1 protein-coding gene (cut by a window edge) is annotated in these 26,416 nt (G+C 69.3%); it reads right to left on the bottom strand.

All coding sequences use genetic code 11. The features are described from left to right. Window positions 1-26,416 carry the 5' portion of a hypothetical protein gene (locus UAJ10_RS08780; RefSeq protein WP_322915001.1) on the bottom strand. The gene continues 4,853 nt to the left of window position 1, outside the view, so only the first 26,416 of its 31,269 coding nucleotides appear in the window; the start codon lies at window positions 26,414-26,416; the stop codon falls past the left edge of the window.

Here is a 26,416-nt window from a genome sequence, read left to right as displayed (position 1 = left end):
TGCCGCCGATGTAGTCGTTGCCAATCACCGCCAGCAGGTTGGTCCCCACCACGCCCTGGCTCACCACCAGTCCGGTGAGGCTGCCCTGGACCACCACGCCGAGGTAGCTGGATCCGGCGCCACCGGCCACCAGCGTATCCACGCCGGCCAGGTAGTTGCCGTCGGCGCTGTACTGGGCGACGACCGTGCCACCGCCAAGGCTGGCGGCCCCGCTGACGGCCAGGCCGCCATGAACCGGGTCCGTCAGGGTCAGGGTGCCGGCCGTCTGGCTGTAGGCGCCGGTGACGCTGACCAGGCTGTCCAGGATTACCGAGGCGCCGCTGTTGACCAGGGTGTGGCCGGTCACGGTCACGGCGTCGTTCAGCAGCAGGTTGCCGGAGGCGAGATCCACGTTGCCAAGGGTGCTGATGATGCTGCCCTGGCTGCCGGCGGTGTAGCCGGTCAGGGTGCCCACCACCGTTCCGCCGCCGCCGGTGATGCTGAGGGTGTTGGCGGACAGGTTCAGGATGTTGCCGGTGACGGTGCCGCTGTTGGCCAGAACACCCAGGCTGGCGCCACTGTCGATATACAGGGCCGTTGGCGCCGTGATCAGGCCGCTGTTGGCCAGCATGCCGATGGTGCCGGCATTGTAGACGCCATAGGTGGCACCCAGGATGGTGCCGCTGTTCAGCACCGTGGCGATGTTACCGGTGTTGTACAGGCCGGCGGCCGTGGGTGCGCCGGCATCGATCAGGGCGCCATTGTTGACGACCACCTCGATGGTGCCGGCGTTGTTCAGCGCCATCTGGCCAGCGACGGTGCCGCTGTTGCTGAGCGTGCCGATGCTGGCCCCCGCCTGGTTGCCCAGGCCGGTGATGCTGCCGGTCACGGTACCGGTATTGCCCAGGGTGCCGATGGTGCCGCTGTTGCTGACACCGGCGATGGAGCCGCCGACCGAACCGTCGTTGCTGAAGCTGCCAACAGAACCGGCGTTGGCGGCACCAGCGATGGAGCCAGTGACGGTACCGGTGTTGGTCAGGGTGCCGACGGTTCCGTTGTTGGCCACGCCCACCACGCTGCCCGACAAGGCGCCACTGTTGCTGACGCTGCCGATGCTGCCGCCGCTGCCGACATAGATGGCGGTGACGGCGATGATGGTGCCGGTATTGCCCAGCGTGGACAGGGTGCCGCCGATATAGTTGTTCGAAACCGTGGCCACCAGGTCGGTGTCGGCGCCGATGGTCACGGCGCTGGCGCCCGCCCCCAGGCCCGTCACGTTCACCTGGGTGAAGACGCCGGTGTAGCTGGAGCCGGCGCCGCCGACCACCAGGGTGCCCAGGATGTCGCCCTGCAGATAGTTGACGTTGGTCGCCGCCGCGATGCTGGTGCTGATCGTGCCGCCGCTGAGGCTGGCGACACCGCTGACCACCAGCTGGTTGCCGGCCAGGACCAGGGCGCCGCCGGTCTGGCTGTAGGCGCCGGCGATGGTCAGGGTGCTGGACAGCAGGAGGTTGGCGCCACTGTTGACCAGGGTGTGGCCGGTCACGTTCACGGCGTCGTTGAAGGCCAGGCCACCCGCCGCCAGCACCACGTTGCTGGCCAGGTTGGTGAGGGTGCCACCGGTGAAGGTGCCCGCCGGCGTGCCGCCAGTGGCGCCGGTGATGGTCAGATCCTGGGCGCCGGCGTTGGTGATGTCGCCGACGATGGTGCCGCTGTTGGCCAGCAGGCCCAGCACGCCGGTGCCGCTGATGCTGAGCACGCCATGGGTGGCGGTGATCAGGCCGCTGTTGACCAAGGTGCCCAGCGTGCCGCTGACGCGGAAAGCGGTGGAGATGCCGCCGGTGAGCGTGCCGCTGTTGCTGATCAGCGCGGCGCGGCCGGCGACGTCGACCAGATGCGCGCCGGTCAGCACGCCGGCGTTGCCGAAGCTGCCCAGGACGCCGCCCTGCGACACCAGCACGGCGGCGGTGCCGCCGGCCATCGTGCCGCCGGCCAGGTTACCGACCGCGCCGATGGTGCCGCCGCCGGCGATGTCCAGGGCCGCGGCCCCGCCGCTGACCTGGCCGCTGTTGGCCAGGCTGCCCACGCTGCCCCGCACCAGCGCGCCCGCCCCCAGGTCGGAGGCGATGGTGCCGTTGTTGCTGAGCGTGCCCAGGCGGCCGCCCGTGCCCACCTGCACACCGGCGGTGGAGAAGCCATGGATCAGGTTGGTGTTGGTAACTTGGTCGATACGCCCGCCGGCCACGGCCAGGCCGCTGAGGGCGCCCGCCAGGGTGCCGCTGTTGGCCAGGGTGCCGACGCTGCCCGCCGCCGCCACGTAGAAGGCGGTGGCCCCGCCCAGGGCGGTCGTGTTGGTCAGGCTGCCCAGGGTGCCGCCGATATAGTCGTTGGCGATGCTGGCCGTCAGGTTCGTACCCGACACCTGCGTCACCATGGCCAGGCCCGTCACCGTGTTGGCGATGGAGGCCGAGACGCTGAGGCCGCCCGCCGCCGATACCAGGGTGGCGATGGAGCCGCCGAAGTAGTTGGCGCCCGCGTCATAGGCCACCGCCACGACGCCGCCCGTCAGGGCGGCCGCCCCGCTGACCGCCAGGCCGCTGCTGCCGGCGGAGAGTCCCAGGACGCCGCCCGTCTGGCTGTAGTTGCCGGTGATGGTGACGACGCTGGTCAGCGCCAGCGTGGCGCCGCTGTTGACCAGGGTATGGTTGCCGACGTTGACGGCGTCGGCCAGCAGCAGCGTGCCGGCGTTGAACGCCACGTCGGCGCCGCCGCTGGTGATGGTGCCCCCGGCCAGCGTGCCCGCCAGGGTGCCGCCGCCGCTGATGGTCAGGCCGCCGGCCGCCAGGTTGACGATGTCGCCCAGGATCAAGCCGGTGTTGACGATTCTGCCGAAGCTGCCGCCGGCCGCGACGCGTAGGGCGGTGACGCCGGCCAGCGTGCCGCTGTTGTCCAGCAGGCCGATGGCGGCGGCGTTCAGCAGGCCCACCTGGCCGCTCTGGATCAGGCCGGTGTTGGCGATGGTGGCGATGGTGCCGCCGGCGGTGTTGGCGACGGCCGTGGCACCGGTGATGAGGCCGGCATTGGCCAGGCGGCCCAGCCGGCCGTGGTTGGCCACGCCCCCCGCCACGGTCCCGGCCGTGTCGTTGAGCAGGAGAGCCAGCACGCCGCCGTTGGCCACGCCGGCGGTGGTGCCGGCGACCAGGCCGGCGTTGTACAGCGTGCCCAGGGTTCCGGTGTTGGACACGGCATCGACGCCGCCCAGCAGCACGCCGCTGTTGGTGAAGCTGCCCAGCGAGCCGCTGCCGGCGACCCGCAGGGCCGTGGCGGCGCTGACGGTGCCGGTGTTGGCCAGGCTGCCCAGGCTGCCGCCGATGTAATCGCTGTGGGCCACGGCCAGCAGGGCGTTGCCCACCACCGTGCTGCCGATGTCGAAGCCGGTCAGGTCGTTGGTGATGGACAGGGTGTAGCTGGACCCGGCGCCGCCGGACACCAGGGTGGCCAGGGCGGATCCCACGGTGTAGTTGGCCAGGCTGCTGGCGCCGGTGATGGTCAGCACGCCGCCGGTCAGGGCGGCGTTGCCGCTGACCGCCAGCTGGCTGCCGCCCAGGGACAGCACCAGCCCGCCGCCGGTCTGGCTGTAGTTGCCGGTGATGGCGACGGTGCCGCCGACGGTGAGGTTGGCGCCACTGTTCACCACGGTGTTGCCGGTGCCGACCACGATGGCGTCGGCCAGCAGCAGGTCACCGGCGACGAAGGACACGCCCGACAGGCTGTTGACGATGGTGCCGCCGGTCAGCACACCCACCGTGCCGCCGCTGCCACCGGAAATCGCCAGGTCATGAGCCGTCAGGTTGCGGATGTTGCCGGTGAGGGTGCCGCTGTTGACCAGCGCGCCCAGGCTGCCGCTGGCGGCGATGTAAAGCGCGGTGGCGGAGGTGACGGTGCCGCTGTTGGTCAGCGTGGCCAGGGTGCCGCCGATATAGTCGTTGTTGACCGTCAGCAGCAGGTCGCCACCGGCGGTGGCGCCGCTGGCCGCCAGCCCGGTGACGGAGGTGACGATGGTGGCGCCGGCATAATTGGAACCCGTCCCGCCGGCCACCAGGGTGCCCAGCGTGCCGGCCAGGTAGTTCGCGCCGGCGCTGACGCTGGCCACGATGGAACCGCCGGTGATGCTGGCGGCGCTCGCCACCACCAGCCGGCCCGATCCCTGGCTGAGGTCCAGCGTGCCGCTGGACTGGCTGTAGGCGCCGCTGATGCTGACGATGCTGGTCAGGACGAGGTCGGCCCCGGCGTTGACCACGCTGCCCGCCACTTGGTCGTTCAGCCACAGGCCGCCACCGCCGAACACCAGGTTGCCGCCGGTGACGGTGATGGTGCCCATGGTGTTGGCGGCATAGCCAGTGAAGGTGCCGGCATGGGTGCCGCTGCCGCCGGTGATGCTGAGGTCGCCGATGGTGGCGACGATGTCGCCGGCCACGACGCCGCTGTTGGTGAAGCCGGTGACCTGGTTGCCGAACCGCGCCGCCACCGGGCCCTGGATCAGGCCCGAGTTATCGATGAGCCCGAAGGCACCGGACAGGGCCACCGTGCCGCCCACCAGGGTGCCGGTGTTGATCAGGCTGCCGGTGCCGCTGTTGCTGAAGACGCCGGTGCCGCCGCTGACCAGGCCACTGTTGGACAGCAGGTCCAGGCCGTTTACGCTTAGGGCCGCATGGGCGCTGACGATGCTGCCCTGGTTGTCGACGGTGCCGTGGGTCCCCAAGGCGCCCACGCCGACGTAGCCGCCGGTGATGGTGCCGATGTTGCGCAGCAGGGTGAAGTCGTTGTTGAAGACGACGCCCTGGCCGCCGATGAGCGTGCCGCCGAAGGTGCCACCCGCGATGGTGCCGTCGTTCAGCAGCGTATCCAGCACGCCGTCGGCCAGCACGCCGATGGTGTAGCCGACGATGGTGCCGCTGTTCGCCAGCGTGTTCATGGCCTCCGCCACGATGCCGCGCGCGCCGGTGAGCCGGCCGCTGCCGGTGATGGTCACCAGGCCGATGCTGCCGCCGCCGATACCGGTGCCCAGCGGGAACGCGGCCGTGATGGCGCCGCTGTTCACCAGCGTGCCGATGGTGCCCTGGTTGTTGATGGCGATGCCGCTGCTGCCGGTGGCCCAGATGGTGCCCTGGTTGTTCAGCAGGTCGATGGTGCTGGTGCCGCGGCGGTTGTTGATGCCCGCGTCGACGCCCTGGATCAGGCCGGCGTTCACCAGGGTGCCGATCCGCTCCTCACTCTGGATGCCCAGCCGGGTGCCGGCCAGGACGCCGGCGGCGGTGATGGACAGGGCGGCGATGGTGCCGCCCTGCGCCAGGTAGATGCCGTTGGCGTTGCCGCCGATGGACCCGCTGTTCAGCAGGGACCGCACCTGGCCGCTGACGTCCACCTCGGTGATGGAACCGGCGTTGTTCAGGATGCCGATGCTGCCGCTGTCGGTCAGCCCGCTGATCCGGCCGGTGTTGGACAGGCTGCCGATTGCGCCCTGGTTGGACAGCCCCCAGGTGGCGCCGGCCAGGGTGCCGCCGTTGATCAGCGTGCCGATGGTGCTGCTGCCGTCGACCATGACGCCCACGCCGGCACTGATGGTGCCGCCATTGGACAGGGCGCCGATGCTGGCCTGGGACAGGCTGATCGCGGTGGCACCACCGCCGATGGTGCCGCCATTGCCGATGGCGGCGACGGCGCCGCGGGCGACCAGGCTGCCCATCCAGCCGGTGTTGGTCAGGCTGTCCAGCTGGCCGCCCAGCGCGACCAGCACGCGGCTGAGGCGGCCGCTGTTGTCCACGGTGCCCAGGGTCCCCGTGCCGCCCACGGACACGCCGCCCAGGGTGCCGGTGTTGGACAGCAGGCCCACGCTGCCATCGATGCCCACCTGGTCGCGGGTGGGATCGATCACGCCGCTGTTGGACAGGGTGCCGACGCGGCCGACGGTGCCGACATGGAAGGCCAGGCTGTTGCCGCTGAGGCTGCCGGTGTTGACGAAGGTGCCGAGGGCCCCCGCCACATCCACCTGGAAAACGCCGCCCGTCAGCATGCCGCTGTTGGTGAAGCTGCCCAGGGTGCCGGTGCCGGCCACGGTGAGGAAACTGGATGCCAGGCCGCTGACGATGGTGTCGCTGTTGCTGGCGCTGGCCAGGCTGCCACCGATGTAGTCGCTGACGGCCACGGCGACCAGGTTGCCGCCGGCCGTGACGCCAGCCACGCCCTGGTAGCCGGCGGTGAAGGACGTGCCGCTGTAGCTGGAGCCGCCGCCACCGGCGATGACCGTGCCCAGGGTGCCGGCCAGGTAGTTGCCGGTGGCCGTCTGGCCGGTCAGAGCGAAGGCGGCCCCGCTGACGCTGGCCGTGCCGCTGACGGCCAGCTGGTCGCCCACGGCCATGGTCACTGCGCCGCCCGACTGGGCGTAGTTGCCGGTGATGCTGACACTGCTGGCCAACGTCAGGCCGATGCCGCTGTTGACCACCGTGTGGCCGCCCACGTCGATGGCATCGTTCAGCGTCAGGGCGCCGGACGCGAACACGACGTTGCCGCCGGTGTTGCGGATGGTGCCCTGGGTGCCGGCGCCGTGGCCGGTGAAGGTGCCGCCACTGAACGTACCTATGGCCCCCGCGTTGTTGATGGTCAGGTCCCGGGCGGCCAGGTTGACGACGTCGCCCGCCACCAGGCCGTCGTTCTGGAAATAGCCCAGGGTGCCCAGCGTGCCTATGGTCAGGGCCGCGGCGCTGCCGGCCAGGGTGCCGGTGTTCAGCAGGGCGCCCATGGTGCCGTCGTTGGCGAGGCCGATGGCGCCCTGGATGGTGCCGCTGTTGACCAGGGTGCCGAGGGTGCCCAGCGCGCCCGCCGAGCCTTCGTTGAAGATCGCGGGGCCGTTGGCGCTGGTGATCAGGCCGCTGTTGTCCACCCGGGCGATGGTGGGGCTGAGCGCGCCGCTGACCATGTTGTCGATGCCGCGCGAGGTGCCGCTGATGGTCCCGGCGTTGGTCAGCGTGCCCATGCTGCCGCCGCCGGCGTTGCCGTTGCTGCCGCCGACCTGTACGCCCGTGGGGCCGGAGATCTGGCCGTCGTTGATCACCGTTGCCAGCGTGCCGGCATCGGCCAGCCCCCTGAACCAGCCATGCATGGTGCCGGCTGTGCCGATGCTGACCAGGCCGATGGTGCCGCCGTTGTACAGGCCTTGCAGCACGCCGGTATTGGACACGGTGCCGATCACGGCCCCCCAGTTGTTGGCCAGGGCCGAATAGGGGTAGGAGGACGCGATGGTGCCGCTGTTCTGGATCAGGCCGATGGATCCGGCGAAGTTGTTGATGGCGGCATAGCCGGTGCCAACCAGGGTGCCGCTGTTGACCAGGGTGCCCACCCGGCCGCCGATGCCGACGAAGACGGCGGTTCGGCCGGTGATGTCGCCCTGGTTGAGCAGGGTATCCACCCGGCCGGCCGCGCCGTTAGGGCTGATGGCCACGGCGCGGCCGCTGACGGCGATGGCGCCGGTGTTGGTGAAGGTGCCCAGGCTGCCGGTGCCGGCGACATACAGGCCGGTCGTGACACCGGTGATGGTGCCGGTGTTGTTCAGGGTGCCCAGCGTGCCGCCGATATAGTCGCTGAAGGCCACGGCGACCAGGGCGTTGCCGGCGATGCTGCTGCCGATGTTGAAGCCGGTAAGGTCGGTGGTGATGGACAGGCCGGTGTAGTTGGCGCCGGCACCACCGGAAACCAGGGTGGAGAGGGCGGACCCCACGGTGTAGTTGGCCAGGTTGCTGGCGCCGGTGATGGTCAGGTCGCCACCGGTCAGGGCCACGCTGCCGGACACGGTCAGCTGGCTGCCGTAGAGGTCCAGCAGCAGGCTACCGCCGGTCTGGCTGAAGTTGCCGGCCACGGCAACGGTACCGCCGATGACCAGGTTGGCACCGCTGTTCACCACCGTATGGCCGGTGACGTCGATGGCGTCCTCCAGCCGCAGCGCGCCTTCCGTGAAGGTCAGGTCGGCCTGGGTGTTGCGGATGGTGCCGCCGGTCAGCAGGCCCAGACCACCGGCGGTGTTGCCGGCGATGGCCAGCGCGTGGGCCGAGGCGTTGGTGATGCCGCCGCTGAGCGTGCCGCTGTTGACCAGGGTGCCCAGGCTGCCCGTGCCGGCGATGTAGACGGCGGTGACGGCGGTGAGGCTGCCGCTGTTGGTCAGCGTCGCCAGCGTGCCGCCGATGTAGTCGTTGTTGGCGACCACCAGCAGGTCGTTGCCCACGGTCTGGCCAACAACGTTCAGGCCGGTCAGGTCGGACGCCAGCGTGACGCCGCTGTAGCTGGAGGCGGCACCGGCCGCGACCAGGGTGCCCAGGGTGCTGGCCAGGTAGTTGCCGGTGGCGGTGACGCCCTGCGCTACCAGAACGCCGCCGTTCAGGCTGACCGCGTCGCTGACCGCCAGGCTCATGATGGACAAGGTGCCGCCCGTCTGGACGAAGGCGCCGGTGATGGTGCCGTTACCCAGCGTCAGGGTGGCGCCGCTGTTGGTCACCGTCTGCCCGGCGGCATTGATGTCGTCATTCACCAGCAGGCTGCCGGCCGCGAAGGTCAGGCTGCCGAGCGTGTTGTTGATGGTGCCGCGCGTGCCGCCGGCATAGCCGGTGACGGTGCCGACGGTTCCGGTGCCGCCGCCGGCGATGACCAGCGCGTGGCCGGTGGCGTTGGTGACGTCGCCCGCGATGACGCCGCCGTTGGCCAGGGTGCCCAACCGGCCGCTAATGGACAGCGCGCCATTCTGACCGGCGATCAGGCCGGTGTTGACCAGGGTGCCGATGGTGCCGTTCAGTTGCACCGCCGTGTTGGACCGGGCGGACAAGGTGCCCTGGTTGGTGACGGTGCCGATGGTGGCGGAGGTGGCCACATAGGCCGCGACGGCGGTGCCGTCGATGGCGGCGCTGCTGACCACACTGCCCGTCGAGGCGCCCAGGTAGTCGGTATGCGCCGTCGCCAGCAGGCTGCCGCCGCTGACGGCGCTGGTGATGGACAAATTCCACCCCTGGATGGTGGCGCCACTGATGCCCAGGGTACCGCCCGCCTGGGCGATGGTGCTGACGTCGCCGGCCAGGATGTTGGCGTTGCCGGCGTAGACCAGCACCTGGCCGCCCGCCAGGTCGATGTTACCGCTGGCCCGCGCGGCACCGCTGGTGGCGATGACGTCCAGTTCGCCCGCCGTCTGGCGATAGTTGCCCAGCACGTTCAGCGGCGCGCTGGACAGGATGGTGGCGCCGGTGTTACGCAGCGTCTGGGTGCCCACGTCGACGACATCGCCCAGGGACAGGCGGCCGCCGGCCAGGACCACGTCGGCGGCGCGGCTGCGGATGGTGCCATTCTGGAAGGCGCTGGCCTGGCTGGCGTTCCCCACGATGGTCAGCACATGGCTGCCGGCGTTGATGACGTTGCCATCCACCGTCTGTTCATTGTCCAGCACGTCCAGGACGCCGCCGGCGGCGATGGAGACGGCGGCCAGGACGCCGGACAGGCGCCCACTGTTGACCAGGGTGCCCAGGCTGCCCGTGCCCGCCACATAAACGGCCGTGTTGGCGCTGATGCTGCCGGTATTGGTCAGGGTCGGCAGGCTGGCGCCGATATAGTCGTTCTGGAAGGTGGCGGTCAGGCGGCCGTTGCCGTCCACCGTGCCAGCGACATTCATGCCCGCCAGCCCGCCGACCGTGGCGGCGCCGTAGTTCGAGCCCGCCGCGGCGCTGACCAGGGTGGTGGCCTGGCTGACGGTGAAGTTGGCGGCACCCTGCCCCACCAGCACGCCACCATCGATGGTGGCCTGGCCGGTGACCTGCAGCGGGGTGGCGGTGTTGAGCTGCAGCGTGCCGCCGGCCGCCTGGGTGTAGGCGCCGGTGACGGTCACCGCCGACGCGATGGTCAGATCGGCGCCGGCATTGACGACGCTGGCCTGCGCCTGATCGTTCAGCAGCAGGTTGCCCGACGCCAGCACCAGGTTGCCACCGGTGACGGTGATGGTGCCCATGGTGTTGGCGACATAGCCGGTGAAGGTGCCGACCGCCGTGCCGCTGCCGCCGGTGATGCTGAGGTCGCCGATGGTGGCGACGATGTCGCCGGCCACGACGCCGCTGTTGCCGAAGCCGGTGAGTTGGTTGCTGAGTTGCGCTGCGATGGGGCCCTGGATCAGGCCAGTGTTGTCGATGACCCCGAAGGCACCGAACAGGGCCACGGTGCCGCCCACCACAGTGCCGGTGTTGATCAGGCTGCCGATGCCGCTGTTGCTGAAAACACCGGTACCGCCGCTGACCAGGCCGCTGTTGGACAGCAGGTCCAGGCCATTGACACCCACGGCGACGAGGCGGCTGAGAATGCTGCCGCTATTGTCGATCGTGCCGCCCATGCCGTTGACGCGGACACCGGTATCGCCGCCACTGATGGTGCCACTGTTGCGCAGCAGGCCGACGGCGTTGTTGTAGTAAACGCCTTGGCCGGCGGTCATGCCGACGGCCAGGGTGCCGCCCTGGATGGTGCCCCCATTGACCAGTGTGTCCAAACTGCCATCGACATAAATGCCGATGGTACCGCCCTGGATAAGGCCGCTGTTCGCCAGGGTGTTCATGATGGTGGCAAAGACGGCGTAAGGGGCGATGACCTGGCCGCCGCCGGTGATGGACAGCACACCGATGCTGCCGCCGCTGATGCCAGTGCCGAAAGGGCCAACCGCATTGATGAGGCCACTGTTCACCAGGGTGCCGATGGTGCCGCCCAGATTGCTGACGGCCGTGGCGCCGGAGCCAGCGACCCCGATGGTGCCGCTGTTCACCAGCGTGGCGATGGTGCCGCCATAGTTCGCGATGCCGGCGCCGGCCGAGGCGGCGCTGATCATGCCGGTGTTCATCAGGGTGCCGATGGAACCGGTCGTGTTGTTGTTGATGCCCCCCTGCCGGCCATGGATGGTGCCGGCATTGGCCAGGGTGGCGATGCCGCCCAGGTTATAAAGGGCGATGCGCTGGCTCGACAGCGTGCCGGTGTTGGACAAGCTGCCGACGAGGCCGCCGCCGGCCACATGCAGCGCCTGGCTGGCGGCGGTGAGCACGCCGCTGTTGCTGATCGTGCCGATGGTGCCGGCGACATGTATCAGGTCGCTGCCGCCACCGGACAGGCTGCCGGTGTTGGTGTAGCCGCCCAGGCTGCCCGACGCCGCCACGTACAGCTGGGCCATGCCGCCCGCGACCTGGACGGTGCCGCTGTTGCCCAGCGTGGCATAGGTGGTGCCGATATAGTCGTTCAGCACCACGCCGGTCAGGGTGCCGTTGGCCGCCACGCCCTCCACGGCCAAGCCGTCGACACCGCTGAGGTACTGCGCGCCGCTGTAGTCGGACACGGCGGCGCCCGTCATCAGCACACCCAGGGTGGGATGCAGGTAATTGGCCGTGGCCGAGAGGTTGTTCACCTGCACGGCACCGCCGCTGATGCTGATGGTGCCGCTGGCGCCCAGGGTGCTGGTGGCGTTCAGCGCCAGGGTGCCGGCACTCTGGCCGTAATCGCCCGAGATGCTGGTGGCGGCGGCCAAGGTGATGGTGGCGCCGGCGTTGCGGACGGCGTGGCCGGTGGCGTCGACGTCGTCGTTCAGCAGCAGGGTGCCGGCCGAGAACACCACGTCGCTGGCGGTGTTGACGATCTGGCCCCGGCCGCCGTTGGCGCCGGTGAAGGTGCCGGCCAGGGTATCACCGCCCTGGATGCTGAGGGTGTTCGCGCTGTCGTTCCGGATGCTGCCGGCAATGACACCGCTGTTGATCAGCAGGCCCAGGGCGGCATTGTTGCGGATGGTGATGGCGTTGCTGGTGCTGCTGATCAGGCCGCTGTTCAGGATGGTGGCGATGCTGCCCAGGTTGCTGACAGCGACGGCCCTCACATCACCGGTAATCGTGCCGCTGTTGCGCAGGGTGCCAATGGTGCCGCCGTTCACGCCAACGGCGGAAACGAAAGCCGAAACGGTGCCGCCGTTGTCCAGCAGGCCGATGACACCCGCATTGACGATGACCGCTCCCACCCGGCCATTGACCAGCCCGGCATTGACCAGCGTGTCGATGGTGCCACCGACACCTTGGCTGCTGCTGTTGCGGAAAGCGAAGTTGCCGGCGGTGAGGCTGCCGCTGTTGGCCAGCGTACCGATGCTGGCGATGTTGTACAGGCCGGTATTGGCGGCGCTGATCATGCCGCTGTTGCTGAGGCTGCCGATGACGCCGGTGTTGCGCAGACCGACCGAGGCGCCGATGGCGTTGCTGAAGGTGCCGCCGCGCTGGTTGATGGTGGCGGCGTTCACCAAGGTGCCGATCGTGCCGTCGTTGCTGAGGCCGGCGTACTGGCCGGTCAGCGCGCCGCTGTTGGCCAGGCTGCCGATGCTGCCCGTCGCGGCCACGTAAAGCGCGGTGCGGCTGCTGATGGTATCGATGTTGGTCAGGCTGCCCAGGGTGCCGCCGATATAGTCGTTGCCGATCAGGGCCAGCAGGTCGCCGCCGATGATGCTGCTGGCGATGTTCAGGTTGCCCACGCCGGCGGCGGCGATGGCCGCCCCGCCGGTCAGCGTGCCGCCGGCATGCACCAGGGTGCCCAGGGTGCCGGCGAAATAGTCGCCAGTGGCGCTGAAACCCGCCATGGCCACGGTGCCGCCGGTCAGGCGGGCGTTGCCGCTGACGTTCAGTTCGCCGCTGGCCGGCTGTATCACCAGGGAACCGGCGGTCTGGCTGTAGTCGCCGCTGACGGCGATGGTGCCGCCCAGCGTGACGTTGGCACCGCTATTGACCAGGGTGTGGCCGGTTACATCGATGGCGTCCACCATCGACAGGTCACCGCCGGCCAGCGCCAGGTCGCTGGCCGTGTTGGTGATGGTGCCACCGGTGAAGCTGCCCACGGCGCCGCCGGTGCCGCCGCTGATGGACAGGGTGCGGGCGCTGCGGTTGACGATGTTGCCGGCGATTGTGCCGCTGTTGGACAGCAGGCCCAGCGTGCCGGTCCCGGCGATGTAGACGATGGTGCCGGCGCCGATGTTGCCGCTGTTGGACAGCGTGCCGAGGCTGCCGCCGATGTAATAGTTGGTATGGAGACCCAGCAGGGCGGTGTCGCCGAAGGCGTTGCTGATGATGGCGCTGGCCACCGCCATACCAGTGACGCCGGTGACCTGGGCCGCGCCGAAGTCGCTGCCGCTGCCGCCGGCGATCAGGGTCTCGACCTGGCCCAGGGTGGCGGTGTCGGTGGCCAGGCCCGCGAACACGGTGCCGCCGACGGTCCCCGCACCGGTGACGGTGAGGTGGGCCCCGCCGCCCACGCGCAGGATGCCGCCCGCCGCCTGGGTGTAGGCGCCGGTGACGGTGAGGGCGTTGGTCAGCGTGACATCGGCGCCCAGGTTGCTGACCGTATGACCGCCGACGTTGATGTCGTCGTTCAGCCATAGCTTGCCACCGGTGAACGCCAAGTCGCTCAGGCGGTTGAGGATGCTGCCCTTGCCGGTCAGGTTCTGGCCGGTGAAGGTGCCGACCAGGCTGCCGGCGCCGCCCTGGATGGACAGGTTGGTGGCCACCGTGTCGACGCCCAACCCGACCAGGTTGTTGTCGCCGTTGACCAGGGTGCCGGCGATCACGCCGCTGTTGACCAGGGTGCCGATGGTACCGCCGCCGCCCAGGCCCAGGGCGTAGGCGGCATTGATGGTGCCGGTGTTGACCAGGGTGCCGATGGTGCCGCCGGCGTTGGCCACGCCGGCCGCCACGCCGCCCAGCGCGCCGCTGTTGCTGAGCGTGCCGATGCTGCCGGTGGCGGCCACGTACACGCCGTAGCCGCTACCGCCAAGGGTGCCGGTGTTGTTCAGGGTGGCCAGCCCGCCGCCGACATAGTCGTTCAGGTAACGGATGACCAGGTTGCCGCCGTCCTGCGCCACGCTGCCGCTCAGGCCGAAAAGGCTGGCCAGCGTGGCGGCGCTGTAGTCGGCGGCGGTGGCGTGGACCAGGGTGGGCGTGTCGCCCGCCATGTAATTGCCCTGGGCGTCCGTCAGCACCCGGCCGGTGACGGTGGCGCTGTCGGCCATCAGCAGGCCGGTGGTGGTGCCGATCAACAGGCCGCCGGCCATGCGCAGGGTACCGGTGACGGCGACGGCGCCGCCCAGCGTCACCAGGGCGGGGCTGTCGATGTAGAGCGCGCCGCTGCCGGCGTTCACGGAATCGTTCAGGCGGATGGTGCCCTGGGTGATGTGGATGTCGCCCTGGGTGTGGGTGATGGTGCCGCCGGTGAAGGTGCCGATGCTGGCGCCGCCGGCCAGCAGCAGGCTGGCGCCGGCGCGGTCGTCGATGATGTCGCCGGCGATCACGCCGCTGTTGACCAGGGTGCCCACGGCCGTGGCGCCGCCGGCGATGTAGACGGCGGTGGCGGCGCTGACGGTGCCGCTGTTGGTGATGTCGGCGCCCAGACTGCCGCCGATGTAGTAGTTCTGCGCCGTGACCACCACGGCGTTGTTCGCGATGGTGTTGGTCAGCGCCAGGTGCGCCAGGTTGCTGGCGACGGTGAGGCCGCCGTAGTCGGACCCGGCGGCGGCGCGGAGCAGCGTGGCCTGGCTGCCCAGCAGGAAATTGTCAGTCGCCAGGCCGGCCAGCAACCGCCCGCCGACGGTGGCCTGGCCGGTGACGGTGGCCTGGCCCGCCTTCCCCACCACCAGCGTGCCGGCGGCATCCTGGGCATAGGCGCCGGTGACGGTGATGGTGTTGCCCAGGGTCAGGGCGGCGCCGGCGTTGGTCACCGTGTGCCCGGTGGCGTCGATGTCATCGTTCAGCAGCAGATTGCCGCCGCTGAACACCAGCTCACTCAGGCGGTTCAGGATCATGCCCTTGCCGCCGGAACGGCCGGTGAAGGTGCCCGCCGTCCCGTTCGCCCCACCCTGGATGGTCAGGTCGGTGGCGATGGTGTTGTTGGGGATGATGCCGATGAGGCCGGTGTTGCCGTTGGCCACCGTGCCGGCGATGACGCCGCTGTTGACCAGGGTGCCGATGCTGTTGGCAAGGCCCTGGCTGCTGTTGCCGATCATCAGCAGGGCGTACTGGGCGTCGATGGTGCCGCTGTTGGCCAGTGTGCCCAGGGTGGATGCCACCAGGAGGCCGGCGTATGACGCGCCGGAGATGGAGTTATAGGCACCGGTGATGGTGCCGGTGTTGGCAAAGCGTGTGGTGCTGTCGCCGAACAGGGCGATAGCACCCCGGACGACGCCGGTGTTGAGCACGCTGCCCACAGTGCCGGAAAGCCCGATGGCGCTGAGGCCGCTGATGCTTCCGGTGTTGACCAGGGTATCGACGACGCCGCTGAGGGCCACGGCCTGATAGGTGGCAGTCACCACGCCGGCGTTGGTCAGGGTGCCGACGCTGCCGGTCGTGGCGACGGCGATGCCCGGGAAAACGCTGGTGATGGTGCCGCTGTTGGTCAGGGTGACCAGGCTGCCGCCGACATAGTCGCTGCTGAACTGCGCCAGCAGCGCGCCGCCGCTCTGGACCAGGGTGCCCAGGACGATGGCGCTGCCCGTGCCGATGGTGCCGTTCAGGGTGGCGCCGCTGTAGGCGCCGCTGGCGGCGCCGATCACCGTCTGCGCCTGGCCGACGACATAATTGCCCAGGCCGTCCAGGCGGATCTGGCCACCGGTCACCGTAGCGCTGTCGGCCTGCAGGGTGTTGGCGTTGCCGATCACCAACGTGCCGCCGCCCTGCACATAGGTGCCGGTGACGGTGATGGCGTTGCCCAGGGTTAGGGCGGCACCGCTGTTGGTCACGCTGTGGCCTGTGGCCCAGATGTCGTCGTTCAGCAGCAGGTTGCCGCTGGCGAAGGTCAGGTCGCCCGTCCTGTTGTCGATCAGGCCCTTGCCACTCAGGCCGGTGAAGGTGCCCACCGTGGTGCCGGTGCCGCCCCGCAGGGTCAGGTTGCTGACGACGGTGTCCACCTGCCCGGTCCATATGCCGGTGGCGTCCCCGTTCATGATGGTGCCCTGGATCAGGCCGCTGTTCACAATGCCGCCCAGGCTGGAATTGCCATAGAAGCGGAGGGCCGTACGCGCGCTGATGGTGCCGGTGTTGACCAGCGTGCCGAGAACGGCGCCGTATTGGCCCACGATGGCGACGGCTTGGCTACCGGTCAGGATGGCCCCGGAATTGGCGACGGTGCCGATCGTCGCGTTATAGCTGGAGATGGCCGTGCCGGTGCCGCTGATACGGATGGTGCCCTGGTTCAGCACCGTGCCGATGCTGCCGTAGCTGTTGCCGATGCCACCGCCGCCATGGTCTGCCGCCATCAGGCCGCTGTTGACGACAGTGCCGATGGTGGCGAAGTAGGCCGTCAACAGGCTGACACTGGCAGTACCCACGCCGGTGAGGGTGCCGCTGTTGGTCACCAGGGCGGCGCGCGTGAACAGCAGGCTGATGTCGGTTTTACCGCCGATCAGCCCCTGGTTGTCGATAGTGCCGATGACGTTCGAGGTGGCGCCATTGTTGGCGCTGACGATACCGGCGCGGCCGGTTATGGTGCCGGTGTTGGTGATCTGGCCAACGGTGCCGCCATTGTTGACGATGGCGTAGATGCCGTAGACGCTGAAATCACCGGGGTCGTTGGCGACGGCGATCACCCCGGCGTTGGTGATGGTGCCGATGGAGGCGAGCTGGCCGTTGTAGATGGCCGCCGTGTCCTGGTGCAGGGTGCCGGCGGCGGTCACGGTGATGGTGCCGCCGGCCTGGTTCTCCAGCAAGCCCAGGGTGTTGTAGTTCATGATGGGGCGATAGGCGCCCGTGACCACGCCGCTGTTGCTGAAGGTGCCCAGGCTGCCGGTGCCCCCGACCTGCAGGGCCACGGCGCCCGCCAGCGTACCGCTGTTGGACAGGCTGCCGTAGTTGCCGCCGATGTAGTTTCCGGTGGCGAACAGGGCCAGGTTGTTGCCCGTCGCCGTGCTGCCCATGCCCGGGATGCCGCTGCCGGTCACCAGGGCGCCGGTGTAGTCGGACCCGGCGCCGCCCGCGACCAAGGTGCCGTAGACGCTGCCGGCCAGGTAGTTGCCGGTGTCGGACAGGGCGGCCGCCGCGATGGTGCCGCCGCTGATGGTGGCGGCACCGCCGACCACTAGTTCCGCCCCCGTGGCCAGGGCCAGCGTGCCGCCTGTCTGGCTGTAATTGCCGGTGACATTGACGATGGTGGATAGGGACACGGCGGCCCCGGCGTTGGCCAGTGTACCCGTGCCGACATTCACGGCGTCGTTCAACAGCAGGCTGCCGCCGGCCAGCACGACGTTGGCGAGAGTGCTGATGATGGTGCCCTGGTTGTTCAGGCTGGCGCCCGTCAGGGTGCCGACCACGCCGCCCGTGCCGCCCAGGATGGTCAGGGCGTTGGCGCTGAGGTTGGTGATGGCGCCGGCGATGGTGCCGCTGTTGGCCAGGGCGCCCAGGCTGCCGCTGCCGGCGATGTACAGGGCCGTGGGCCCGGACAGCAGGGTGCCGTCGCCGACGGTGATGGTGCCGTAGCCGGCGCCGATGTAATCGGTGGTGGCGAGCGCCAGCAGTTCGCTGCCGCTGGTGCCCACGGTCAGCTGCGCATGGCCACCCAGCGCGCCGCCGTTGACGAAGGTGCCGGCGTAGATCAGGCCGCCCGTGGCCTGCGCCAGGGTGCCCACCGTGTCGCCCACCAGGTAATTGGCGGTGCTGTCTCCTGTGACCGAAGCCGCCACCTGGCCGGCGATGCTGGCCACGCCGATGACGTTCAATTGCGCCGCGCCGTCCAGCACCAGGGTGCCGGCGGACTGGTTGTAGGCGCCGGTGAGGTTGATGGTGTTGACCAGGGTCAGGGCCGCGCCGGTGTTGGACACGGTATGGGCGTTGGCCCGGACGTCGTCGTTCAGCAGCAGGGCGCCGCTGGCGAACACCAGGTTGCTCAGGCTGTTGTAGATCACGCCCGTGGACACGCCGTCCTGGCCGGTGAAGGTGCCCACCGCGCCGCCGGTACCGCCCTGGATGGTCAGGTCGCCGGCGACGGTGTCGCCATAGTCGGTGCTGCCGTTGTAGATGCCACCCCTGATCAGACCGCTGTTCACCAGGGTGCCCAGGTTGGCGTTCGCAAAGCCCATATACGCCCTGACGCCAATGATGGTGCCGCTGTTGACCAGGGTCCCGATGCCGGCGCCATAGCTGTTCTGGAGGGCGCTCGTACCGCTGAGGGTGCCGCTGTTCTCCAGCGCGGCGATGCTGGCGTAGGCCATCCTGATGCCGATACCCGAGGCGATGGCGCCCTGGTTGACCAGCGTGCTGATGGTGGCGAAGTGGAGATTGACGCCATAGCCATAGCCGTCGGTGCTGACCAGGCCGCTGTTCACCAGGGTGTTGATGGTGCTGTTCGACAGGTTCAGCGCCACCGGTACGCCGGCGCCGGCCAGCGCCTCCAGCGTGCCGCTGTTGGTCAGCAGCGTGACCTGGGCGTATTCCAGGTAGACGCCGTAGGTGCCGCTGATCAGGCCGGCGTTGGCCAGCGTACTGATGGTGCTGTTGTTGCCGCTGTAGAGGCCCATCGTGCCGGTGATGGTGCCGATGCTGGTGTTTTCCAGCAGGCCGATGCTGCCGCGGTTGTCGGCGGCCCGGCCGCCGCCGATGCTGATCAGGCCGTCGTTGGCGAAGGTGCCGAGCTGGCCACCTTGGACGATGCTGAGGCCGACATGGCCCGCCAGCGTGCCGCTGTTGGCCAGGCTGCCCAGGCTGCCGCCGATATAGTCGCCGGTGGCGCCCAGCAGCAGGCCGTTGTTGGACACGGTGCCGGCCAGGCCCAGGGCATGGCTGCCGGTGGTGACGGCGACGTTGGTGTAGCTGGACCCGGTACCGGCAGCCACCAGGGTGGCGTAGACGCCGCCGGCCACATAGTTGCCTAAGGTGGACTGGCGCGCGATGGAAACGGTGCCGCCGCTGATGCTGGCGGTCCCACTGATCACCAGTTCCGCCGCCCTGGCCAGGGCCAGCGTGCCGCCCGTCTGGCTGTAGTTGCCGGTGACGTTGACGATGGTGGATAGGGACACGGCGGCCCCGGCGTTGGCCAGCGTACCCGTGCCGACGTTCACGGCGTCGTTCAACAGCAGGCTGCCGCCGGCCAGCACGACGTTGGCGAGAGTGCTGGTGATGGTGCCCTGGCTGGTCAGGCTGGCGCCCGTCAGGGTGCCGACCACGCCGCCCGTGCCGCCGCTGATGGTGAGGTCGGCGGTGCCGAGATTGATGATGTCGCCGGCGATGGTGCCGCTGTTGACCAGGGCGCCCAGGCTGCCGGTGCCGGCGATGTATAGGGCGGTGGGGCCGGTCAGCAGGCCGGTGACGCTGATCGTGCCATAGCTGGCGCCGATATAGTCGTTGACCGCCAGGGCCAGCAACTGGTTGGTGGTGGTGCCGTTGGTCAGGACCATGTGGCCGTCCAGCGCGGTGCCCGTCAGGCTGCCGCTGTAGGACACGCCGCCGTCGGCCTGCACCACAGTCCCGACGGCGTCGCCCACCACATAGTTGGCGGCGACATCGCCGCTGAGTGTGACCTGGTACAGGCCCGCCAGCCCGGCGCTGCCGGTGACCGACAGCCCGCCGGCCGTGCCCATGGCCAGGGTGCCGCCCAGTTGGCTATAGGTGCCGGTGATGGTGACCAGGGTATCCAAGGTCAGGGCGGCGGCGATGTTGGTGACGGAATAGCCGGGGACGTAGATGTCGTCGTGCAGCAGCAGGGCGCCCGAGGTGAAGGTGACGTTGCCCAGCGGGTTGTAGATCATGCCCTTACTGGACATGTCCCAGGCGGTGAAGGTGCCCACCGTGCCGCTGTCGCCGCCCTGGATGGTGAAGTCGCCGCCGATGGTATCGCTGTTGTAGAGGGCGCCTGATACCATGCCCGCGATCACTCCGGCGTTGACCAGGGTGCCGAGGACGGCGCCGTTGTGGCTGGCCAGCGCGTAGCCGCCACCGTTGGCGGCGCGCAGGGTGCCGGTGTTGATCAGCATGCCGATGGTGGCGGTGTCCCCGTTCAGGATGGCGCCCGTGCCGCCGCTGATCAGGCCGCTGTTGACCAGGGTGCCGATGCTGGCGCTGCTGCTGAAATTCCCGATCCCGAGGCCGCCAGCGGTGATGGTGCCGCTGTTGAGCAGGGTGCCGATGGTGCTGGCCGAATTGTTGACGATACCGTCGCCGCCATAGGCGGTTTCAGTGATCAAGCCGGCGTTGCTGATGGTCGCTACCGAGGCCCCTTGCAGCAAGTTGATGCCCCCGCCGAAGACGGCGGTGCCGGCGATGGTGCCGGTGTTGGTGATCAGCCCAGCCTGGGCGTTGTACAGCTCGATGCCTGAGACGGAGGCGGTGATGGTGCCGCTGTTGGCGATGGTGCCCACGGTTCCGCCCGTGTCGACCTGGACGCCGTTCCTGGCGACGATGGTGCCGCTGTTGTCCACCACGCCGATGGTGCCGCTACGGTCGTAGACGCCGATGCGGGTGCTGCCCGTCAGGGACATCAGCCCGCTGTTGCTGAAGGTGTCCAGGGTGCCGAGGCTGCCCACCAGCACACCGAAGGTGCCCGTCAGGGTGCCGGTGTTGGCCAGGCTGCCATAGGTGCCGCCGATGTAGTTGCCGGTGGCGCCCAGCAGCAGGTCGTCGCCGGCGACGATGCCGCCAACGCCCCCGATCACCGCGCTGTCGTTGGTGACCGTGACGCCGTCATAGCGGGACCCGGCGCCGCCCGTCACCAGGGTGTCCAGGATGGTGCCGGCCAGGTAGTTGCCGGTGGCCGACAGCGTGCGCCCCGCCACCAGGTTGCCGCCGGTGAGGCTGGCGGCGCCGCTGACCGCCAGCGTGCCGCCGCCGCCCAGGTACAGGCTGCCGGTCACCTGGCTGTAGTTGCCGGTGACGTTGCCCAGGGTGGCCAGCGTCAGGTTGGCGCCGCTGTTGACCAGCGTGCCGGTGCCGACATTGACGGTGTCGTTCAAAGCCAGGTTGCCGCCGCCAAGCACGACGTTGGCGAGCGTGCTGGTGAGGGTGCCCTGGTTGGTCAGGCTGCCGCCCGTCAGGGTGCCGGTCGCGGCACCGGTGCCGCCCAGGATGGTCAGGGCGTTGGCGCTGGCGTTGGTGACGTTGCCGGCGATGGTACCGCTGTTGGCCAGGGCGCCCAGGCTGCCGCTGCCGGCGATGTACAGGGCGGTGGGCGCCGACAGCAGCGTGCCGTTGCCGATGCTCAGCGTGCCGAAGCTGGCGCCGATGTAATCGCTGGTGGCCAGCGCCAGCAGGGCGTTGGTGGCGGTGCCGCTGGTCACGGCCAAATGGCCGCCCAGCGCGGCGGCGTTCAGCGTCAGGTCGGCGGTGTCGCTGAGGGTGCCGGCCGCCAGCAGGGTGGCAACGGTGTCCCCCGCCAGATAGTTGGCGGTGGCGCTCCCCCCGGCGGTGGCCTGGATCACGCCCGCCACCGTGGCGCCGCCACTGACCGTCAGCCCGCCGCCGTTCAGCACCAGGGTCCCAGCCGCCGACTGGCTGTAGTCGCCGGTGATGGTGACAATGCTGTTCAGCGCGATGATGGCCGCCTGGTTGCTGACCAGATGGCTGCCGGCGTCGATGTCGTCGTTCAGCAGCAGGCTGCCGCCGGTGACGGTCAGGTTGCTCAGCCGATTGTCGATCAGGCCCTTGTTGGCCAGGGTCTGGCCGGTGAAGGTGCCCACCGTGCCGCCGGTGCCGCCCGCGATGGTCAGGTCGCCGGCGATGGTGTCGCCAAAGGAGGGATTGCCGTTCTGGACGGTACCGGCGATCAGCCCGCTGTTGACCAGGGTGCCGATGCGCGCGTCGCCGGTCAGCTGGATGGCGGTGGGGGCGGTGATGGTGCCGCTGTTCAGCAGGGCGCCGATGGTGGCCCCGCCGTTGGCCTGGATGCCGTCCCGGGTGGCGGCGATGACGCCGCTGTTGACCACCGTGCCGATGGTGGCGCCCGCTTGGTCGGCACGGATGCCGGCCGCCCAGCCGGTGATGGTGCCGGTGTTGGTGATCAGGCCGATGGTGCTGTAGGCGCCATAGATGCCGGCCACAGGCGTGCCGGCGCCGGCGAAGGCCAGGGTGCCGCCGTTGGCGATGGTGCCCAGCGTGCCCCAATACGCCCCGATGCCATAGACGCCGCCCAGGATGGTGCCGCTGTTGCTGATCTGCGTGCCGCCGCCGAACTCCTCATAGATACCGATGGTGCCCCTGATCAGGCCGCTGTTGACCAGGGTTCCGATGGTGCCAGGGGTGGGGAAGTTCTGACTCTGGTCGTGGATGCCGATCGAGCCGGTGATGGTGCCACTGTTGTCCAGCAGGTCGATCTGGCCCTTGTTCCGCAGCCCGTCGCTGGATGCGCCACCGGCGATCAGGCCGGCGTTGGCCAGGGTGCCGATGCTGGCGCCCACGGTGTTGAGGACGGCGGTGGCGCCGGCGGTGATGGTGCCGAGGGTCTGGTTCTCCAGGGTGCCGATGGTGGCCTGGCCGCTGATCTGGACGCCGCGCGCGGTGGCGGCGATGACGCCGCTGTTGACCACGGCGCCGATGGTGGCGCCCGCCTGGTCGGCGTAGATGCCGTTCGCCCAGCCGGTGACGGTGCCGCTGTTGGTGATCAGGCTGATGGTGCTGGCGTTGCTGTAGATGCCAGCGAGAGCCGCGCCGGTGCCGCTGGAGGCCAGGGTGCCGCTGTTCGCGATGGTGCCCAGCGTGCTTGCGTTCGCCACGATGCCATAGTTGGCGCCCAGGATGGTGCCGCTGTTGCTGACCAGCGTGCCGCCGCCGAATTGCTCATAGATGCCGATGGCGCCCCGGATCAGGCCGCTGTTGATCAGGGTGCCGATGGTGCTGAGGGCGGAGGAATTCTGGGCCAGGTTGTGGATGCCGATCGAGCCGGTGATGGTGCCGCTGTTGTCCAGCAGGTCGATCTGGCCCTGGTTCGCCAGCCCATCGTTGGATGCGCCACCGGCGATCACGCCGGCGTTGGCCAGGGTGCCGATGCTGCCGCCCAGGGCGTTGAAGACGCCGGTGGTGCCGCCGGTGATGGTGCTGAGGGTCTGGGTGTCCAGCCGGCCGATGATGCCGACGTTGGTGATGCCCCTACGGGTGGCGGCTATGGTGCCGCCCGCCTGGTTGGTCAGGGTATCGACGGTGCCCGACCGCACGAAGATGCCGTTCGGCCCCAGGATGGTGCCGCTGTTGCTCAACTGGCCGAGGGTGCCGGTGGCGTTGACGCCCACGCCGGTGTGGCTGCCCGCGTAGGCGCCGATGGTGATCAGGCCGGCGTTGCTCAGGGTGCCGATGCTGCCGCCGGCCTGGACGCCCGCCCAGGTCACCCCGAAGGCACCCGACACGGCTATGGTGCCGCCCACCTGGTTGGCCAGGGTGCCAATGGTGCCATCGCTGAGGATGCCGCTGACGACGGCGCCGATGTAGCCACTGTTCAACAGGGTGTCGATGCGGCTGTGGTTGATGATGGCAGCACCATTGAACAGGTTGGTGCCGCTGGACACGACGATGCTGCCTTCGGCCAGGTTTTGCAGCAAGCCGATGGTGCCGTTGATGAACTGGGCGTTGTCGACGATGACGCCGGTGTAGGCGCCCTGGATGAGACCACCGTTCGTGAGGGTGTTGATGCCGCCGTAGACCTTGATGACGCCGCTGTTCCCGCCGGTGATGGTGCCCCCGGTCCGGTTTTGCAGCAGGCCGACGGTGCCGTCGGTCTCGATCGCCAGATAGGCGCCAGCAATGGTGCCGGCGTTGCTGAGCGTACCGACCGTGGCGGCCGTGCCGTTGTTGGAACTGGGGCCGACGACCACGATGGCTATGGGGCCGCCGACGCTGCCGCCCACCTGGTTCTGCAGCAGGCCGACCGTGCCCCGCACCAGCATGCCCAGGCCAAAGCCGCCGCCGTTGCTGATGGTGCCGCTGTTGCTGAGCGTGCCGATGGTGCCGTTGGCGTTGAAGCCGCTGCTGCCGCTGACCAGGACCAGGCCGGCGTTGTCCAGCGTGCCGATGGCACCCAGGTTGGTGACGCCGTTGGCCAGGGTGCCGGTGGTCTCGTTGTGGAAGCTGCCCAGGCTGCCCGTCGCGGCCACGGACAAATTGCCGATGGTGCCGGCGTTGTCCAGGGTGCCGATGCTGCCCAGGTTGGTGGCGCCGTTGGCCAGGAGGCCGGTGGCCTCGTTGCGGAAGCTGCCCAGGCTGCCCGTCGCGGCCACGTACAGGTTGTCGATGGTGCCGGTGTTGACCACGCTGGCCAGCGTGCCGCCGATGTAGTCGTTGCCCGCCAGGGCCAGCAGGTTGCCCGCGTCCGTCCCCTGCACGATCACCAGGGGGCTGACGCCGCTGCTGACGGCGAAGGCCATGCCCCCGTAGGTGCCGCTGCCGGCGGCGACCAGGGTGGCCAGGGCGTCGCCCGCCACATAGTTGCCGCCCACGGTCAGGCTGGCGAGAGAGGCCGTGACCACCCCGCCGCCGATACTGGCCGTTCCGCTGACCACCAATCCATTGGCGCCCAGATTCAGGGCGCCGGCGCTCTGGCTGAAATCGCCGGTGACGCTGACGATGCTGACCAGGGTGAGGTTTGCGCCGCTGTTCACCACGGTGTGGCCGATGGCGTTGATGCTATCGTTCAGCAGCAGGTCGCCGCCGGCGAAGACCAGGTTGCTGAAGGTGCTGGTGATGGTGCCCTGGCTGTTCGCGGCAAAGCCGGTGAAGGTGCCGACCGTCCCGCCCGTGCCGCCCACGATGGACAGGTCCTCGTAGACGGAGAAATTGTCGCCGTTGATCACGTCACCGGCGACAAGACCGGAATTGACGAAGTAGCTGATGCCGCCACCGTTGCTGATCACCAGGGCGCGGGAGGCGGCAACGGTGCCGCTGTTGACGACGGTGTTCTGCCGCGCACTCAACCGCATGCCGATGCCGGAGGAGGAACCCACGGTGATGAGGCCGCTGTTGATCAGCGTGCTGATGGTGGCATAGCCGCGGATGGCGGTGCCGGAGTTCGCGATGACGATAGTGCCGCTGTTCTCGACGATGCTGGCGGGGTTGGCGCTGACGAGGCCGCCGCCGGCGCCGGTGACCGTGATCACGCCGCTGTTGGACATAAGCCCGACCACGGCCTGACTGAAGATGCCGAACTGGCCGATGATGGTGCCGGTGTTGGACAGGGTGGCGACGGAACCGCCGTCCACGCGGATGCCAAGCTGTGTGAAACCACCGCCGGCCGAGACGTCGATCAGCCCGGTGTTGACCAAGGTGCCGATATGGGCGCCGGACTGGACATGGAGCCCGACCTCGCCGCCGGACAAGCTGCCGGCGTTGACCAGCGTGCCGATACTGGCGCTGCCGGCGACATAGGCGTTGGTGCCGCCGGTGTGCACCGTGCCGGTCAGCGTCAGGCTGCCGGCCGTGCCGCCGACGTAATCGTTGCTGGCCTGGGCGACCAGATTGCCGCCCGCAGTGCCGGCGCCGATGGAAAGACCGCCAATTCCGCCCGCGAAGCTGGTGGTCAGCCCGGTGTAGGTGCCGCTGCTGGCGGCGACCAGGGTGGCCAGCGTCTGCCCCACCAGATAGGTATTGCCGCTGGTGATGCCGGACAGCGTGGCATTGACGGTGCCGCCCGTCACATTGGCGTCGCCGCTGACCACCAGCTCCGCCCCGGCGCCCAGCGCCAGGGTGCCATCGGACTGGCCATAGTTGCCGGTGACGCTGACGACGCTGGCCAGGGTGACGGAAGCGCCGCTGTTGATGAGGGTGCCGCTGGCGCCGACGTTGATGGCGTCGTTCAGCAGCAGGCTGCCGCCGCCCAGGGTCAGGTTGGCCAGCGTGCTGGTGATGGTGCCCTGGTTGCCCGACACGCCGGTGAAGCTGCCGACGGCCGCACCGACACCGCCGAAGATCGTGACGGCGCTGTCGCCGTCCAGCAGCAGATTGCCGGAGATCAGGCCGCTGTTGACGATGGAGACCAGGACGTTGCCGGCGGCGATTTCAATGGCGTTGCCGCCGCTGGACACGATGGTGCCCGTGTTCATCAGCGTGGTCAGGGTGCTGTAGCCGACGCCGGCCGTGCCGGCCAGGTAGAGGCCACGGATACTGCCGGAGATCAGGCCCTGGTTGAGAAGAAGGTCGTGGCTGCCGTTGGTGAACGTGACGGCGGTCGCACCGCCGGAGATGGCGCCGCTGTTGGTGAGGGTAAGGTTAGTGTAGGCCGACGTCATCTGCAGCGACGTGGTTCCGCCGATGATGGTGACGGCGTTTTGCGCCGACGCCGGGCGGGAGGCGGTCAGGGCGGCGCCCATGGCCAGAAGGGATGTGCCTGTCAGCAGCAGCGTGCGCGACGCCTGGCCCGTCCTTTTCAGGTCCTTGCGCGCGTCCAGCATCATCTTGCCCAT

It is taken from the genome of Nitrospirillum guaranorum, from assembly GCF_034653275.1.
In the GTDB taxonomy this organism is placed as follows: domain Bacteria; phylum Pseudomonadota; class Alphaproteobacteria; order Azospirillales; family Azospirillaceae; genus Nitrospirillum.
The sequence above is the reverse complement of the archived record's forward strand: the minus strand, read 5'-3'. Positions and strand labels throughout refer to the sequence as shown.